Origin of the sequence: Robertmurraya beringensis (genome assembly GCF_042433785.1) — a bacterium.
Taxonomy (GTDB): domain Bacteria; phylum Bacillota; class Bacilli; order Bacillales; family Cytobacillaceae; genus Robertmurraya_A; species Robertmurraya_A beringensis.
The window spans coordinates 62,413-79,501 of sequence record NZ_JBHLUU010000016.1; the positions used below are offsets into that span (position 1 = coordinate 62,413).

Consider the following 17,089-nt stretch of genomic DNA (forward strand, 5'->3'; position numbering starts at 1 on the left):
ATCACCTTTTTAGAAAAGTATTTTCACTTTCTGTCCATCCGTGGTGTCTTCAACTGGTTGCAAGAAAAAGGGGAGAGAAGCAGCATTGCTTTAATCTCCCGATTTCTTAAATTATCGCCAAGTAGATTTTAATGTATAAAACTCTAGCGATTGTAAAATTACATCTCCCTCTTTTACATACAGTTCTATTTCCTTATGTTCTTCGCTTGGAAAAATTAAATCTGTGATAACCACTTGTCCTTGATTTCCAAACACCTCTACTGACGACTGATCTACAAAGATGTGTAAAGTAATTTTGTTGTTTTCAGGTACAAGTTTACTTTCGTGTTTGCCAGCGAAAGCGTTATGAAAAGCAGCCTCTCCTGAATGGCTTCGATCCACAAAAACCCTTTGATTTTTCACATCGTATCCGACAATCGTTTCTTCATTTGCTCCCTTACATACCTTGAATCCAAATTCTGTTGCCTTTGTCAGTTCAAATTCTGCAATGATTTCAAATGTATTACTTTTTACATTTTCTAAGAGATTTGCCCCTGGCTTTACCTCTTCCTTTTGAAAAGATTTATGGTCCACCCGTAAACATTGCATTTCCTGTACAGGTTTCTGAACAAGTCGAATTCCTTCTTCTGTTGATTGTAATTCTACTACTCTTGGAAGTGTCAACGCACTGCGCCATTCCTTAGTTGGAGTGACATTTGCATAACGCCAATTGCTCATCCAGCCAATATATATTCTTCTACCATCTTTGTTGGGAACATCTGACCAGCTAACACCCGCATAGTTATCACGGCCATGGTCAATCCACAAGACCGTTTCTGGAGAGTTATCATTCACAAAGGTCTTTCCATCAAACTCCCCTGTAAAATATTGTGTTCGAGAACCTTCTGGTAAGCTGGGATCATCACCAATACTAACGAATAACACCCACTTTTTCTGATTTGGATCCTTATCAACAGGCAATTCAAAAAGATCAGGACACTCCCAAACTCCCTGGTGAGAGCCCTCTTCTTCTCCAAATTCACTAGCAAACTCCCAAGATGTTATATTTCTAGAAGTATATATTCGGATCGATTGTCCAGATGCAACGACCATAACCCATCGGTTCGTTTCACCATGCCAGAATACCTTCGGATCTCGGAAATCGGAAATATATTCTTCCTGAAGGACTGGATTGCCCACATACTTTATCCAGGTTCGACCATGATCCTTACTATAGGCAAGACTCTGCCTTTGTCTCGCACGATTGGTTTCTGGGTATGTGTCCGCGTGAGTAAATATTGCTACTAACCCTGATTTCCCCTCAAAAAAACCACTTGAATCGTTCCAATCAACGATTGCGCTACCCGAAAAAATCATCCCATGCTCATCCGGAGCCAGACCAATCGGCAGATGTTCCCAAGACACGAGATCTTTACTAACTGCATGCCCCCAATGCATGGGTCCCCATGTCGTTCCATGTGGATGGTATTGATAAAACAAATGATACTCTCCTTCATAAAACACCATGCCATTCGGATCGTTCATCCAATTCTTCTCGGGTGAGAAGTGATATTGTGGACGATATTTCTCTGTATAATACTGTTGCTTTTCTAAGACGTTATTCATAGTATTGGCCTGCCTCTCATTCGAAATCTTTCAGTTCAATCTTTGGTATGAATTGAAAAGCCAGACGAAAACACTGTCTGGCTTTATATGGCTTATTGCTTGTTATAGCGATCCAGACCCGTCTGGTACACTTCCATTAATTGATCAAGTCCCATATCTTTTAATTGCTGTACATAGTCATCCCATTCATCCTCAATGCCACCATCAACTAACCACTGAGCCTCTTTTTGTTTTACAAATGTTTTAATTTCTGGCTCAATGGTGTTAATGACTTCAAGCTCCTCTGGACTAAAGAAGATAGACGGGTAATTCTCTGATACCATATGCGGTCTATAATACTCATCAAGAATTTCTAGCCTTTCCTTCGCTCTTGGCTCCATATCTACCACACTACCGAAGTGTTCCTTTAAAACGACAAATGGACCACCTGGTGCCACTTTCTGACGCAGCTCACCCATCGCTACTCCCTCTGGAAGCTCTTTATTTACTAACATTCCATTTGCATCTTCTTCATATATCTCGCCAATCGGACCCCAGTTGATTTGTGCAGACATTTTCGGTTCATACAATTCATCAACCCAACGCATCGTCACTTCAGGATTCTTATTGGCAGATGTAATCACAAATGCATCCCTTCCATACTCAGAATAGTTGGATCGGCCAATGACAATATTCCCGTCTTTCCCTTTTAATGGTGGTAACACAACATAGTCATCTACTCGATCCGTTCCCACTACTTCCGTACTCTCCCACCAAATGAATGACCCTAGAGTTGGATCTTCTGTTTTTCCTTTAGCAAATATTTGTTCTGTCTTTTGCGTCACTACTTCAGAATCAATTAATCCTTCTTTGACCCATCCATTATAGTAATTGATCGCCTCTTTAAATTCCGGCTGAACAGCAGCGTATATCACTTTTCCATTTCTTACAACACGATGGTCCGCTTCAAAAGGTGAATCTGGTAATCCAAATAAACCAATCAAGTCTCCTTCATTCCCACACCAGCCGTTATACCAGAAAGTCAAACCAATTTCATCTTGCTTTCCGTTTCCATTTGGATCCTTTTCCTTAAAAGCTTTTAACACATCATGGTATTCTTCAAGAGTGGTAGGCATATCGAGGCCTAGTTTATCTAGCCATACTTTATTTATAAACATTATATTAGGCATACCAATTAGATCCATTTCCTCTGCACGAGGCAAGGAATAAATATGTCCATCAGGAGCAGTAACCACTTTTTTCAAGTCTGGTCTTTGCTCAAATAGTTTCTTTAAATTTGGTGCATATTTATCTATTAAATCCTCTAATGGGATAATCGTACCGTTTTGACCATATTGTACAAGGTCATGATCACTAAATCCTGATGAGTAGAACGCATCTGGCAGGTCACCACTTGCCAGCATTAAATTTTTCTTTTCCTGATAACCATCGCCAGGGATATTATTCCATTTAATTTTGACGTTTGTTGCTTCTTGAAGTCGATCAAAAATGACCATTTCGGAATAGTCAGGTGCTAATGCTGCCTTTGATGAAACGATGTTTAGCGTTACTTGTTTGTCAACAATAGGTAAACCTGTTTTGTTAAAGGCAACTTTTTCTGCACTATCAGAGCTAGCTGAATCATTGTTTGTGCAACCCGTCAACGCAAGTGTCGCTGTTAGTCCTAATACCAAAATCGTTGACGCTTTACTCTTCTTCATTCTTTTTCTCATTGATTTAAGCATTTCTTTTCCCCCTCATTTTTGATCATTTTTTTGTATTAACCTTTAATTCCGCCAATCATTACACCCTTTACAAAATACTTTTGAACAAAAGGATAGACGATTAGTAACGGAACAGAAGCAACAATTATGACACCATACTTGATTAACTCAGAAACTCTTTGCTTCGCAGCTAATGACTCTAGGTCGCTTATCATCATGGTAGACGCCTCATTTTGAATTAATATATTTCGTAAAATGAGCTGCAGTGGATATAAGTTTTCGTTATTCAAGTAGATGAGTGCATCAAAGTAGGAGTTCCAGTGTCCGACCGCGTAAAATAACACCATGACAGCAACAATCGGTTTGGACAAAGGTAAGACTATTTTCCAAAAAAACTTCGCGTCGGAACATCCATCCATTTTGGCAGCCTCTAAAAGTTCATTGGGTATGGAACTCTCGAAATATGTTTTTGCTACAATCACATTCCACACAGCTACTGCCTTTGGTAAAATAAGTGCCCACATGGTGTTCAACAGTCCTAAATTTTTTACAACTAAATACGTTGGAATTAATCCACCTGAGAAAAACATCGTCATTAGGAACAAGAACATGATCACATTTCTTCCATATAAATCCTTTCTTGATAAAGCATAAGCAGCCATTAATGTGAACGATACATTTACAATCGTCCCAACCACTGTATAAATGAGAGAGTTTTTATACCCCAACCAAATCTTGCTATCTCTGAAAATTCGTTCGTATCCTTCAAAAGTGATTTCCTTTGGTAGCAACCACACCTTACCTTCGTAAATCATATTAGGATCACTAAAGGAAGCAATAACAATAAAGTACAAAGGATAAATAACTAATATCACAATGAGCGCCACTAGGAACACGTTAATGGCATCAAACACTCGATCTTCCTTCGATCTTCTAGTAATCTTTTTATTCTTTAATGTTAGTAAACTCATCTTTGGCACCCCCTACCATAATCCTGTACCTGATAATCTCTTTGCGAACTTGTTTACAGCTACTAGTAAAATCAAATTAATCACTGCATTAAATAAGCCAACCGCAGCAGCAAAGCTATATTGAGCTTGCTGTAAACCCATTTTGTATACATAAGTAGGAATGATTTCTGCCGACGGCTGATTCATCGGTGTCTGCAATAAGTAAGCCTTTTCAAAACCAATGTTCATAATGCTTCCCACTGACAAGATTAATAAAATAACTGCAGTAGGCATGATAGCTGGTATATCCACATGGAAGATTCGCTGCCACTTATTTGCACCGTCCATTACCGCTGCTTCATGTAACTCAGGACTTACTCCTGCAAGAGCTGCTAGATAGATGATGGCAGCCCAGCCTGTCTCCTGCCATACTCCAGATGCAATATATAATGGTTTAAACCATTCAGGTTTTGCCATAAAGGAGATAGGATCTCCACCGAACATTAGGATCATATTATTGATCAATCCGTTATTGGAAAAGAACACATATATCATACCGGCTAAAACAACAACGGAAATAAAATGCGGTGCATAAACGACTGTTTGGACAAACCGTTTCGATTTCTCACTTCTCATTTGGTTTAACATAAGAGCGAGGAAAATCGGAAGAGGAAATCCAACGACTAGTTGTGTAACACTCAGTCCAAGAGTATTTTTTATCAACGACCAAAATTGGTAGGAATCAAAAAACCTCTCAAAATGTTTAAATCCAACCCATGGACTTCCCATAATCCCTTTTGTAGCCACAAAATCTTTAAATGCAATCAACACTCCATACATAGGTACATAATGGAAAACTATAAAATAGATTAATGCGGGTAAAAGAAATAAATAAAGCTGATAATTTGTTAAGATTTTTTTGAGCTTCAATCCTTTTTTCACTGTGGTAGTTGAGTTGATTACTGGATCTGCCTTTCTAGCTATTTCCATGCTATCCCCCACTTATATGTGTTTTTTTGAGATGAATCTCTCCGTTGAAACGTTTCCAATCTGTTTTAAAATTTTTTATGCATCTCATAATTATTTTTGAAACGTTTCAATTTGTTAGTAAAGTAATCCCCAACCCCTTTAAGCTTAATAGGGAGTTGAGTACAACCTTTTTGAAACGTTTCATTCTAAAGACTAAAAAAACTTACGTTGTTTCTCCTTCTCTATACATAACCGGAACTCGATAAATATCTTGGTCTAACGTTTCTCCTTCAATCTTTCTTAATAGGAGCTCCACAGACATCCTTGCCATTTCTTCGACTGGTTGCCGTATCGTTGATAAAAATGGACGAAACAGCTTATTATCTTGAATGCCGTCATAACCGATCACTTTTACATCCTTAGGAATAAGAATTCCCTTTTGTTTTGCTTTATCTATATATTTAGCTGCAAGCAGATCAGTATTGGCAAAAATGCCATTTACATCTTCGTGTTCTTTTTTGCTAAAGAAATCATAAAAGAAGGTGTCATCATCATAAACAGCATCGTGCTCTTCGTAAGTCACGTATTCAATTCCTTGTGCCTCCGCTTCGTCCATAAATCCTTTCTTGCGAAGCAAAACTTCACTATATACAGAACTAGTAATTCCAAGATAGGCAACCTTGGTTACCCCCGCCTTTACAAGCTCCATTACGGCCATTCGACCGCCGGCATAGTTATCTGAAGTGACACATGTTATCTTTTTCCCAAAATGTCGGTCCAAGCTAATAATCGGAATATCCGTACTCACACTATCTTCAATCTCATTGTAGGTAATCCCAATAATGCCAGCTACTTTGTTTTGATTAAGCATATCAAGATAGTAGATTTCTTTATCCGGTCTCCCCCCGCTATTACAGAGCATTAACTTATATCCTTCTTTATCGAGTGCGTCCTCAATGTAATAAGCGAACTCTGAAAAAAACGGATGCCATATACTTGGGAGCAATAACGCCACCATCGTTGATTTTTGCATCTTAAAGTTTCGCGCTACTTCATTTGGTATGTAATTCAATTTTTTAATAGCTGCATTTACTTTTTCCCTTGTTTCAGGCTTTACAGTGGGATTCTTATTTATGACACGTGAAACAGTGCCAACCCCAACTCCTGCTAAGTCTGCAACATCTTTTATACTTGGCACTAATAATACCCCCAAAACAATTAAAGCGTTTTCATAAATTTATCATAACATCATAATTGAAACGTTTCAACGGTTTTTTAAAAAGAATTTTCAAAATAAAAAAGAAGACACCGCCTCTCTGCATAGCCATTATTTTCAGCAACAAACACCACAGGAAGCCGCTTCCATATTGCAGCTAATTAATTTTTTGATTCCCTTTTCTATGTATAAAAATAATCGCACTAGTGAAAGCTCACCGTGCGATTACATTTACTTCTTTTCAGATTAAATATTTTTATAACCTCTCCCAAATCGTGGCGATTCCTTGTCCCCCACCTATGCAGACAGCAGATGCACCATATTTTCCACCACGTCTTTGTAACTCATAAGCTAGAGAAAGAGTAATTCTCGTCCCACTTGCCGCTAGTGGGTGTCCTAGAGCAATCGCACCACCATTTACGTTTCCAATTTCAGGATCAAACCCCAGCTCTTTTTGACAAGCAAGATACTGTGCCGAGAATGCCTCATTGATTTCGATTAAGTCCAAATCCTTCAGTGTAAGGTTTGCTTTTTGCAATGCGCTTTGAATCGCCGGAACCGGTCCAATCCCCATATATTTTGGGTCAACTCCCACCACTGCCCACGATACTAGTCTTGCGATTGGCTTTAATCCTTTTTCAGCGGCAAACCCACTAGAAGTGATAATAACTGATGCTGCCCCATCGACCATCCCACTTGCATTTCCCGGAGTAACAATTCCATTCTCTCTAAAACGAGGCTTTAACTTCGCAAGCTTCTCCAGGCTGGTTTTTCGGACATGTTCATCCTGATTAACGATTTTACTTGCTTTCCTTTCTTTTACTTCAACTGGAACAATTTCCTCTGCCATATATCCCCTTTCTATTGCGGCTAGAGCCCGTTCATGACTGGTAAGTGCATGAATGTCAGCCTCATGACGAGAAATGCCATATTTTTCGGCTAAATTTTCTGCTGTATCAGCCATCGTGCAGTCACCGGCGGTATCGTATAATCCGTCCCATACCCAGTCTTCAATAGCAGGTCCACCAAGCGGACTACCCCACCTCATCCCTGGAATAACATGAGGAACATTACTCATACTTTCTGTTCCACCAGCAAGTACCGCATTTGCTTCACTCGTCAAAATATACCTTGCTGCTGTGATAATTGCTTCAACACCGCTACCGCATAAGCGATTGATTGTTAAAGCTGGAACATCTACAGGTAGACCAGCCTTTAAACCAATATGACGAGCTAAAATATGTGCATCCTTACTTGATTGTTGAACATTTGCAAAGACGACGTGATTAATATCTTCGGGATTAATATTCGCTTTTAGAATCGCTCCTCGTGCAGCTTCCACCCCTAAATCGGTAGCTGAAATCCCTCTAAAGGTACCTGAAATTTCTGTAAATGCCGTTCGTGCCCCATCCACCAAAACAATATTGCTCATGTTTCCCCCACTCCTTATAAAACGCTCAGATGAAAGCGATCAAATTAACAATAATAACGTTCTTTCTCTAATACAACATCAGCAATTCTTCGTTTGATTAACACATTATTTTCTGAACTGCTCATAATCAATCGACTAGCAAATCGTGAGAAGATTTCTTCATCACCAAAATGGTTAATCATGTTTAATGCCCTGAGTGCAATCTGTTGTGAAGCTTCATGAGTATATACTTTAGTACAATCAAGCTTCTGCCTGTTTTTTTCCTCCCCCCATCTCATGATTAATTTTTCCGTTCTTAAAATAGCGCTTTCAATAGCGTAAATAGTAATAACCATATCAGCAAGTAATGCGGCAATTTCTTGCTCTATTTGAAAATTACTAAGGCTATTCTTATTTATAGACTGAATAGCAGCATGAAATAATTTTTTTATTAGTTGAAGAATCTGTCTTTCATGTTGAAGTAACCCATTTTTCCACTCTTCGCCTTCAGATAAATCTGCATGGTTTTTAAAGACAGTGGTGGCAATGAGTAGTCTATTAATTTCATTTGTTCCCTCAAAGATTCGATTAATTCTAGAATCACGATACAGGGTTTCAATTTCATACTCTCTCATATAACCGTAACCACCGTGAATTTGAACCGCTTCATCAACAATTTCATCTAAAGCTTCTGTAGACATGACTTTATTAATGGAACACTCTACTGCATAAGGTGCAATTGTAGTAGCAAAATCATCCCCAGTTTTTTTCATATAATCGAAGCCTTCTTCCATCATTCCCGCTGTTCTATAGATAGCACTTTCATTGACATAAGTTTTAATTACCATATCAGCCACTTTATTCTTAATTAGATTAAAGGAAGAAAGACACTGACCAAATTGCATTCGTTGGTTGGCATATTTTACTCCCAGTTCAATAGCTCGTTTAGCTGTACCGAGTGATGTTGCAGAAATCTTATGACGGCCAATGTTCAATACATTAAAAGCAATTTTATGTCCCCTACCTACTTCTCCAATAACATTTTCTATAGGAACCCGTACATTTTCTAAAATAAGTGATCGAGTAGAAGACCCTTTAAGCCCCATCTTCTTTTCTTCTGCACTTGTAGACACACCTTTAAAGCTCTTTTCAACAATAAAGGCGGTAAACTGTGTCCCATCCACTTTCGCATACACGATAAAAATATCAGCGAACGCAGAATTTGTAATCCATTGTTTTTCCCCATTTAATACATAATAATTTCCGCACTTAGATAAGACGGCTATTGTTTTCACACTCATTGCATCTGTTCCTGAAGATGGTTCTGTCAAAGCATATGCAGCAATTTTTTCTCCACTCAAGATTTCTGGAAGATACGTATCTTTTTGGGTATTCGTTCCAAAATAAGCAATAGGTAATGCTCCAATCCCGGTTTGACCCCCAAAAGTAATAGCAAACGAACGACCAAGTGCCATCTTTTCAGAAATAATGGTTGCACTAACCTTCCCTAATCCAAGACCACCATCCTCTTCAGGGATATCTGCACGTATAAGACCTAGTTCACCAGTTTTTTTCATTAATGAAACGGTTTCCTCAAACTCCTGATTTTCAATTTTTTCTAACTTTGGATAAACCTCGTTCATCACAAATTTACTTGCCAAATCTGCTATCATTTGATGTTCATCATGAAAGTCCTCTGGTGTAAGAATGTCCCCTAGTAATCTACCAGTATATAAAAATGGATGATTTTGCCTTTTTTCAATAAGCATGTAACTATCCCTCCATTGCTTTGACTTGAGATTCCATCTTTTCACGAATATAGTCTGGGATAGTTTGGGCTTTTGGTTTACCAGCAAAAGAGGCCCATGCACGGACTCCATAACCTTCGGCAACGATTTGGCCTTCTTTTATAAAAACATGCTTAATTTTAAAGACTTTGTTATGCAACTCTTCTATTGAGCTTTGTACAACAATATGGTCTTCAAACACGAGGGGGCTCTTGAATGCACAATTTGCCTCTAACAGAGGTACCCCAATTTGCTGTTCTGCAAAAAGCTTTGAAGAAGGATAACCTATTTTTGTAAAAAAAGCATGTGTTGCTTCATCCATCCATTTAAAGAAATTTGGATAATAAACGATACCTGCCGCGTCCGTATCTCCCCACCGTACTTGAAAATGATATTCCGATTTCATTTTTCTTACCTCCTTTAACTTTGAATAGTAGAATTAGTATTACTTATTTCTTCGCGAAGCCTTATTTTTTGAATTTTCCCACTTGCTGTTACCGGGAATTTACTTGTGAAAGTTACTTTTTGAGGGACCTTATATAAGGCAATATGGTTCTTTATATAATTGATGATTTCTTCCTCTGTACACTCTTCGCCACTTTTCAATTGAACAACCGCACACACTAACTCTCCTAGGGTCTCATCAGGCAAACCTACTACAGCAGACTCTACTATTTTGGGATGCCTTGCGAGTACAGACTCAATTTCTTGTGGATAAATATTAAGTCCACCCCGAATAATCATTTCTTTTTTTCTACCGACAAATGTTAAATAGCCTTGATCATTAAGAGTGCCAAGGTCACCAGTATAGTACCAATTCTCATGATCGATCACTGCTGCTGTATGCTCTGGCATTTTATAATATCCCTTCATTGTGCCAAAACTCTTAATCGCGATTTCCCCTTTTTCTCCAGGAGCTAACGCGTTACGATTACTATCAACAATTTTTAACTCTACTCCAGGAATTGGCTTTCCTAGGGTTTCTGTAATATTCTTTTCTTTATCATCGTAAGGAGTCATTGTAACGGTAACCGTCTCAGTAATTCCAAATGATTGGCAAAGGTTAATTCCCATGCGATACCGAATTTCTTTCACCTTTGATGGCGGAATCGGGGATGCTCCTACAACACCAGTTCGTAGCGTAGACAAATTATATTGATCGAAGTTTTCCACTTCTAGTAGTTTAATAAACATGGTAGGTACGCCATTTAAAATCGTTACTTTTTCCTGTTCAATTAAACGTAGCATTTCAGTTGGTTGGAACTTCTCCAATAACACGATACGAGAACCTGTGAAGGCAGCGCAAAACAAATTAACTGCCATACCAAATATATGAAATAAAGGAGCAGGAAGAATTAGTACATCTTTTTCAGAAAAAAAGAGTTCCACACCCATTGTATTAGCAGATTGTACGACACTACGATGAGTAACCATGACACCTTTTGGAACACCCGTCGTACCAGAGGTATATAAAATGCAAAATACGTCCTGATCTACATCTATTGGTACTTCGTCCAGATAGACAGATTCCTCGTCCATGATTTCGTGAAAGGATAAGAGTCCTTCCCAACAAAAACGGACAGTAATAACCTCTTCTACTAAAAACAGTACCTCTTTCAACCCAAAATTATGGTTAAATTCTTCAGAGACAATAATTACTTTTGGCTCAGAATTGGTTAGTATATGGTTCACTTCATGAGCTTTATATTTAGGATTAAACGGGACAAGGATAGCACCAATTTTTGCTACAGCAAAAAAAATAACAACTGTTTCGTACCAATTGGGTAAGGATACTGCAACTCGTTCCCCCTTATTTATCCCTCGTTTCGTTAAAGCCACTGCGAATTTATCAACATCACTTTTTAACTGTGAGTAAGTAACTGCTCTTTTCAAATCAAATAATGCTTCATTTTGACCATAATTTTTTGATGAAGACTCCAAAATTCCATATACCGAAAATAGATTTCGATCTTTTCCCACTCTTTTCATCACCCCTCGAAAAAAACATTTTTATTTAATGAAGTACCCATATTGTTTATGGATACTTCATTTGATAAAAACTTTCCCTACTTTCCTGCAAAAATTGGTTTTCTCTTTTCTATAAATGCTTGTAACCCTTCCTTTCGATCCTCTGTAGAGAAGGCGTTTGCAAAACAAGCACTTTCAATAATTAAGCCAGATTCTAGATCCGTGTTCCCTCCAGTATTAACGGCTAATTTTAACATTTGTAGAGCCACTGGTGGTTTTTGGGCTAACTTTAGAGCCCATTCCTGTGCTGTATCAAGTAAATCTTCAAGAGGGACTACTTTGTTAACCATATTTAATTCTAAGGCACGGTAGGCATCAAACATCTCGCCAAAGTAAAGAAGTTCCTTCGCTACTCCCTGGCCAACCATTTTTTGCAAACGCTGTGTGCCGCCCCCGCCAGGTATAATACCAAGTCCTACTTCAGGGAATGCAAACTTAGCTTTACTTGAACTAATCCGTAAATCGCAAGCAAGTGCTAGTTCTAATCCCCCACCAAGAGCTAGACCATTTATTGCTGCAATAACAGGCTTTGTTAAATTTTCAACTTTTGAAAAAACCGTTCTTGAAATTTTGTTCATCTTATTAATTCCAACAAGGCCAAGGTTAGCCATTTCATTGATATCAGCACCTGCAACAAATGCTTTTTCTCCACTTCCAGTAAGGATAATTGCCCGCACCTCATCATTTGCCTCAAGCTCACCAAATATAGTATTTAATTCTTGAAAAACTTTTGTATTCAAGGGATTTACAGGTGGGCGGTTAATTGTAACAACAGCCACATTTTTGTTAATCTCACATAATAAAAATTCATAACTCATTCGCTTTTCCTCCAATCATTATTCATATTCGTAAAATCCTGCACCTGTTTTCTTCCCATATCTTCCTGCTCGAATAACTTCCTTTAAAAGAAGTGGCGGTGCATAAAAGTTGTTATTAAACTCTTTTTTAAAATACTCCATTACATGGTAACCAATATCTACTCCAGCAAAATCTTGAAGCTCAAAAGGGCCCATTGGGTAATTCAATCCCAGTTTCACTGCTTTATCAATATCTTCATAAGAGGCCACTCCCTCTTGAACTAGTTTGATCGCTTCGATAAACTGTGGAAGCATAATACGATTAACAATAAATCCTGGTGAGTCTTTTTTAACTTCAACTGGTTCTTTTGCTAGCTTTATAGATAGCGCTTTCAATTCTTCTACCGTTTCATCACTAGTCTTATATCCACGTACCACTTCTACTAGCTTCATGATTTGTGCAGGATTAAAAAAATGCATTCCTGCTACTCGTTCAGGACGAGTGGTTGCCGAAGCAATCTCAGTGATTGACATAGAGGATGTGTTTGTCGCGATAATGACACCTTCACGGACAATCTGATCGAGGCTTGAGAATACTTCCTTTTTTAATGTTAAATCCTCGATAACCGCTTCAATTACGATATCAACATCCCTCAAATCCTCTAATTGAGTGGTTGTTTGTATACGACTTAATGCTTCTTGTTTCTGTTCTTCTGTTAATTTTCCTCTTGAAACACTTTTATCCATAAACTTACTCATTCGATTTAAAGCGTTTTCTAAAAATTGCTCCTCAATATCTCTTAATACAACATTGAATCCATTAATTGCAGCTAGGTTTGCAATACCCGTCCCCATGGATCCAGCTCCTACAACACCGATTGTTTGAGTGGTCATTGTCGCAACTCCTTTTTTGAATTTTTAATAATTTCTGTAAATTCATTATAACTAATAATGAATGTTTCCTTGTACCTACACTATGTAGGAAAATACTTATGATTTTTCGTCGTATTATAGTAAAGAAATTATCTTCTTATAAGACTTATAGATTTTTTTTGGTGTAACCCGTAATACTATAATGTCAACTATCAATTTATACGAAAAACTACTTTTTTTTCCCTCTTTAATGAGCTTATTTTTCAAGATAAATACACTTATATTTAGCATAAAGTTCCTAATCCTATAACGATCTACAATTTCTTCATAAGGAAAGGAGGATGTTATTAAATTCACCAAAATCGAAAGCGTTTTAATGATAGATTTAATAACTAGGGGGTATTACTAATGAAATTTAAGAAAAGGACCTTTTTCATTACGGTTTTATTAACACTTCTTCTTTCTACTTCAGTTATTGCAGGTGCCTTAAACAGCACCAGTAAACAGCTAGAGGTACCCATTCAAAAATTATCTGTTAGCTTGATTTCTGATGTTGTTTATTCTCAACCATCTATTTTTGGATATCCAAACTATCCATTAAAAATGGATATTTTAAAACCTAATAGTAAAGATCTACTCCCAGCAGTTGTATTTATTACTGGTGGAGGGTTTATGGCAGCTAACAAAGACAACTATTTGCAGCAAAGAATGGATATTTCTGAAGCAGGTTATGTTGTAACTAGTATTGAATATAGGGTAACTCCTCAGAGTACTTTCCCAGCACCACTCGAAGATGTTAAGTCTGCTATTCGCTATTTACGTGCCAACTCTGCAAAGTATGGAATCGATCCTAATCAAATTGCTGTCATGGGTTCTTCTGCGGGAGGATATCTTGCTGCATTAGCAGGTACAACAAATAATATAAAAGAGTATGACAAGGGTGATTTCCTCGATGTAAGCAGTAAAGTCAATGCCGTTATAGATTTGTACGGACTTTCAGATTTAACAAAAGTAGGGGAAGGTTATTCGAAAGAAGTGCAAGAAATTCATAAGTCTCCTTCAGCACCTGAAGCTATGTGGGTTAATGGGGCAGCAGTATTTGGACCGGGCGGTTCCATTCTTGACCATCCTGACAAGGCTGCAAAAGCAAATCCAATTACTTATGTAACAAATGATGACCCTCCTTTCCTGCTAATGCATGGCGATCAAGACACGCTAGTTTCACCGAATCAAACACAAATTCTCCATGAAGCATTAATAAATAAAGGGGTAGATTCAACTCGTTATGTTGTAAAGGGTGCTGGTCACGGTGGAGATGTTTGGGCTCAGCCAAAAATTGTTAATCTTATCATTGACTTTTTAGATTCACATTTAAAGGGAAAAGAAAATAAATAATTAGAAAAATGGCCAAAAATCTTATTTAAAGATAATTGGCCATTTTTTAAGATTGCTACTTTCATCTTAATAAGAGGTTTCTCTCTATTTCTTGGCCGTACATATCATGAAGTTTTAAAGCTAGCATTAAATTAAATCTCACTTCTGCATCACTTAACTGAACATCTAATAGAGATTCTATTCTTTCAAGGCGATATAGCAAAGAACTTCTATGTATATAAAGCTCTTCAGCTGTATTTTTAACATTCCCATTATTTTGTAGAAACGTATGAAGAGTATTGCAAAGATCGGTATTTTTCCCTTCTGAATAAGATAGAAGCCGTCCAAGTTGATTACTTACAAACAGGGCAACTTCCATGGAGTAGTTTAAGTGATGAAGGATCGCATATGAACCAAGTTCATCAAATAGCATATAACCTTTTTGACGTAAGCGACTATTGACAATATTTAGTGCCTGAATGGCTTGCTGATAACTTAAAAAGTAGTCTTGTATGTTACTAGTCATTCCTCCAATCCCCATAAACACTTTGCACCTTATATTGGTTTCCCCCACCCACTTGTTGATCTTCGTATAAAGTAATTGCCAATATTTTTTCGATTGTGTCCCTTCATTTTCACATGGAATTATTAACACATTTTTCTCCTCATGGGTTGCCGTTATGATGGCATAATCTTTTTCTGGTAAATGTGATTTAATATAATCCCATATAAGGTTCCTTTTTGACTGTTGTTCAAAAAGATTGGATCCTTTTACTTCATCTTCATCCAAAATGATAGACAAAACACATAGTTGATGGCTTTGAAATAGGTCCCATTGAAAAACATTTGCAAACTGTAAAATTCCCTCTTTATCTTCTACTTGTTTAGATAATAATTTACTAATAAAACTATCTTTTGTCTGTTCTTTTGCATCTAGTATGATTTTTTGCTTAATAAATTGGAGTGAATATATATTACGAGCAAGTTCAATTGTTAAACGATCGATCTCATCCATTTCTTGGCCCATTCTGCGTACGGCAAGATATCCTAGTAAACTTCCTCCCCCATGTACCATCAAGAACGAAAAAAAGGCGGAGGGATCACCTGAATCCTTAATTAAAAAGTAGTCTGGACTCTTTAATTTTCCCTTTTCTCTTTGTACAATTTCGGTAAGTTGATCGAGAAGCTGACCCTGATTGACTCTATTATTCATATGGACTGAAATTGGCTGCAAAAAACGGTCAAATAAAATCACTGGATTTTGAAATAGATTCGAAAGCATCGAGGTAATGCCATCAAAACCATCCACTTCTATTGTTTCTTTTACAAGCGCTTGTTGGAAATCTAAAAGAAATTGGAGGCGATTTTTATGCTCCTTCTCACTGTTAAATAGTCGTGCATTTTCTAACATGGTCGCTACATGATTAGACAATAGCTCTAATAGTCTCAAGTCATTTTCTGTAAATACATCTTCATTATTGTTCTCGATATGCAATACGCCAATTGTACGTAATTCTATGATTAAAGGGATGGTTAGTTGAGTGCCTCCTGGCTTCTCGAGAAATGGAAAATATTTATTCAGCTTATAATTATCTTCAATCATAATTGAATCAGGATGTTGTTTCTCTCCATAGGAAGGCGGTTGGAATATAAAACAATTTTCCTTTTCGTCATATAAATAAATACAAGCCAAATCAGCATTTGTTCCTTTTCCAGCCCTTAATGTTAACTCTTCAATGTGCTTTTCAATAGGAGCATTAAGAGAAAGGTTTTTGCCAATCCATTCAATCCCTTCGATCTTTTTTAACTGTGATTTCTTTTCTCTAGCCATTTCCATTGCCACAGCAATATCTTTACCGAATTCTTCAAAAGGAGCCTCCATTTCTAATAGTGGAACATAATTTAGGAATCCAATGATACAAAAACCTAAATCGGAATCGCTTTCATATAAAGGAACAGTAAACCATGTTTTTATTTTTGCCTCTTTAAGTACTCTAGATAAATTACAGGTTTCAGGAGGATCAGCGTTTTCATTCGTTAGGCTTTGTCGGAGAAGTCTGCTGGAGCAATATTTTTGTTCAAGGGGAAAATAGTTGGTGAGTTCTGGTACGTTTCCACTCCAAGCTTTAGTCACGAAGTTTCCTGTTTGATTTAAGATAACCCCTACAAAATCACAATAAAGTTCACTTTGAAACGAAGCTGTCAAATATTGTAGTACTTCCTCTTCCGTATCAAACTTTACTAGTTGTCTGGCAGTTGATCGTAAATGATTTTCTAATTTTTTCATAAGGTGATCTTTTACTGTATTTGGCATAGCTCATTCCCCTCGTTTTTGAATTTGATTTTTGAAAACAAAAAATATTCAAAATTTACTAA

At 37.3% G+C, this 17,089-nt stretch carries 13 protein-coding genes; 1 reads left to right on the top strand and 12 read right to left on the bottom strand.

Annotated elements, in window-relative coordinates:
* Window positions 1-111 precede the first annotated feature (111 nt).
* From ACFFHF_RS04655 to ACFFHF_RS04705, 11 genes are all read right to left on the bottom strand, one after another.
* Window positions 112-1,605, bottom strand: coding sequence for a GH32 C-terminal domain-containing protein (locus ACFFHF_RS04655; protein WP_160545480.1), 1,494 nt, complete (start codon window positions 1,603-1,605; stop codon window positions 112-114).
* Window positions 1,606-1,697: 92 nt separating this feature from the next.
* A complete protein-coding gene (locus tag ACFFHF_RS04660; protein WP_160545712.1) occupies window positions 1,698-3,305 on the bottom strand; it encodes an extracellular solute-binding protein in 1,608 nt (535 codons plus the stop codon).
* Between the two features lie 59 nt (window positions 3,306-3,364).
* Window positions 3,365-4,279, bottom strand: coding sequence for a carbohydrate ABC transporter permease (locus tag ACFFHF_RS04665; RefSeq protein WP_160545481.1), 915 nt, complete (start codon window positions 4,277-4,279; stop codon window positions 3,365-3,367).
* A 12-nt stretch (window positions 4,280-4,291) separates the two neighbouring features.
* Window positions 4,292-5,248, bottom strand: coding sequence for an ABC transporter permease subunit (locus ACFFHF_RS04670; RefSeq protein WP_160545482.1), 957 nt, complete (start codon window positions 5,246-5,248; stop codon window positions 4,292-4,294).
* A gap of 202 nt (window positions 5,249-5,450) precedes the next feature.
* The gene (locus ACFFHF_RS04675) at window positions 5,451-6,425 is read right to left on the bottom strand and encodes a LacI family DNA-binding transcriptional regulator (protein WP_377057664.1); all 975 of its coding nucleotides are present in this window, start codon (window positions 6,423-6,425) and stop codon (window positions 5,451-5,453) included.
* 274 nt (window positions 6,426-6,699) lie between these two features.
* Window positions 6,700-7,875: an acetyl-CoA C-acetyltransferase gene (locus ACFFHF_RS04680; RefSeq protein WP_160545484.1), complete on the bottom strand. Its 1,176-nt coding sequence runs from the start codon at window positions 7,873-7,875 to the stop codon at window positions 6,700-6,702.
* A 44-nt stretch (window positions 7,876-7,919) separates the two neighbouring features.
* Window positions 7,920-9,623 carry an acyl-CoA dehydrogenase FadE gene (locus ACFFHF_RS04685; RefSeq protein ID WP_160545485.1) on the bottom strand — a complete coding sequence of 568 codons (1,704 nt, stop codon included), beginning with the start codon at window positions 9,621-9,623 and terminating at the stop codon, window positions 7,920-7,922.
* 4 nt (window positions 9,624-9,627) lie between these two features.
* The gene (locus ACFFHF_RS04690) at window positions 9,628-10,047 is read right to left on the bottom strand and encodes a thioesterase family protein (protein ID WP_160545486.1); all 420 of its coding nucleotides are present in this window, start codon (window positions 10,045-10,047) and stop codon (window positions 9,628-9,630) included.
* 14 nt (window positions 10,048-10,061) lie between these two features.
* Entirely contained in the window at window positions 10,062-11,630 is a 1,569-nt protein-coding gene (locus tag ACFFHF_RS04695) for a class I adenylate-forming enzyme family protein (protein WP_160545487.1), read from the bottom strand.
* Window positions 11,631-11,707: 77 nt separating this feature from the next.
* On the bottom strand, window positions 11,708-12,487 hold the full coding sequence (locus ACFFHF_RS04700; protein ID WP_160545488.1) for an enoyl-CoA hydratase-related protein: 780 nt from the start codon (window positions 12,485-12,487) through the stop codon (window positions 11,708-11,710).
* An 18-nt stretch (window positions 12,488-12,505) separates the two neighbouring features.
* Window positions 12,506-13,360: a 3-hydroxyacyl-CoA dehydrogenase NAD-binding domain-containing protein gene (locus ACFFHF_RS04705; protein ID WP_160545489.1), complete on the bottom strand. Its 855-nt coding sequence runs from the start codon at window positions 13,358-13,360 to the stop codon at window positions 12,506-12,508.
* Between the two features lie 387 nt (window positions 13,361-13,747).
* Between ACFFHF_RS04705 and ACFFHF_RS04710 the strand changes: the two genes are divergently transcribed.
* Entirely contained in the window at window positions 13,748-14,734 is a 987-nt protein-coding gene (locus ACFFHF_RS04710; RefSeq protein ID WP_160545490.1) for an alpha/beta hydrolase fold domain-containing protein, read from the top strand.
* A gap of 61 nt (window positions 14,735-14,795) precedes the next feature.
* On the opposite strand, the gene ACFFHF_RS04715 is transcribed toward ACFFHF_RS04710, so the two are convergent.
* Complete coding sequence (locus ACFFHF_RS04715) at window positions 14,796-17,027, bottom strand: helix-turn-helix domain-containing protein (protein WP_160545491.1); 2,232 nt, start codon at window positions 17,025-17,027, stop codon at window positions 14,796-14,798.
* Window positions 17,028-17,089: the final 62 nt, after the last annotated feature.

Bases quoted from the DNA above. Each gene is read 5' to 3' on its own strand.
- ACFFHF_RS04655 (WP_160545480.1), bottom strand. From the start codon at position 1,605: ATGAATAACGTCTTAGAAAAGCAACAGTATTATACAGAGAAATATCGT.
- ACFFHF_RS04660 (WP_160545712.1), bottom strand. From the start codon at position 3,305: ATGAAGAAGAGTAAAGCGTCAACGATTTTGGTATTAGGACTAACAGCG.
- ACFFHF_RS04665 (WP_160545481.1), bottom strand. From the start codon at position 4,279: ATGAGTTTACTAACATTAAAGAATAAAAAGATTACTAGAAGATCGAAG.
- ACFFHF_RS04670 (WP_160545482.1), bottom strand. From the start codon at position 5,248: ATGGAAATAGCTAGAAAGGCAGATCCAGTAATCAACTCAACTACCACA.
- ACFFHF_RS04680 (WP_160545484.1), bottom strand. From the start codon at position 7,875: ATGAGCAATATTGTTTTGGTGGATGGGGCACGAACGGCATTTACAGAA.
- ACFFHF_RS04685 (WP_160545485.1), bottom strand. From the start codon at position 9,623: ATGCTTATTGAAAAAAGGCAAAATCATCCATTTTTATATACTGGTAGA.
- ACFFHF_RS04690 (WP_160545486.1), bottom strand. From the start codon at position 10,047: ATGAAATCGGAATATCATTTTCAAGTACGGTGGGGAGATACGGACGCG.
- ACFFHF_RS04695 (WP_160545487.1), bottom strand. From the start codon at position 11,630: ATGAAAAGAGTGGGAAAAGATCGAAATCTATTTTCGGTATATGGAATT.
- ACFFHF_RS04700 (WP_160545488.1), bottom strand. From the start codon at position 12,487: ATGAGTTATGAATTTTTATTATGTGAGATTAACAAAAATGTGGCTGTT.
- ACFFHF_RS04705 (WP_160545489.1), bottom strand. From the start codon at position 13,360: ATGACCACTCAAACAATCGGTGTTGTAGGAGCTGGATCCATGGGGACG.
- ACFFHF_RS04710 (WP_160545490.1), top strand. From the start codon at position 13,748: ATGAAATTTAAGAAAAGGACCTTTTTCATTACGGTTTTATTAACACTT.
- ACFFHF_RS04715 (WP_160545491.1), bottom strand. From the start codon at position 17,027: ATGCCAAATACAGTAAAAGATCACCTTATGAAAAAATTAGAAAATCAT.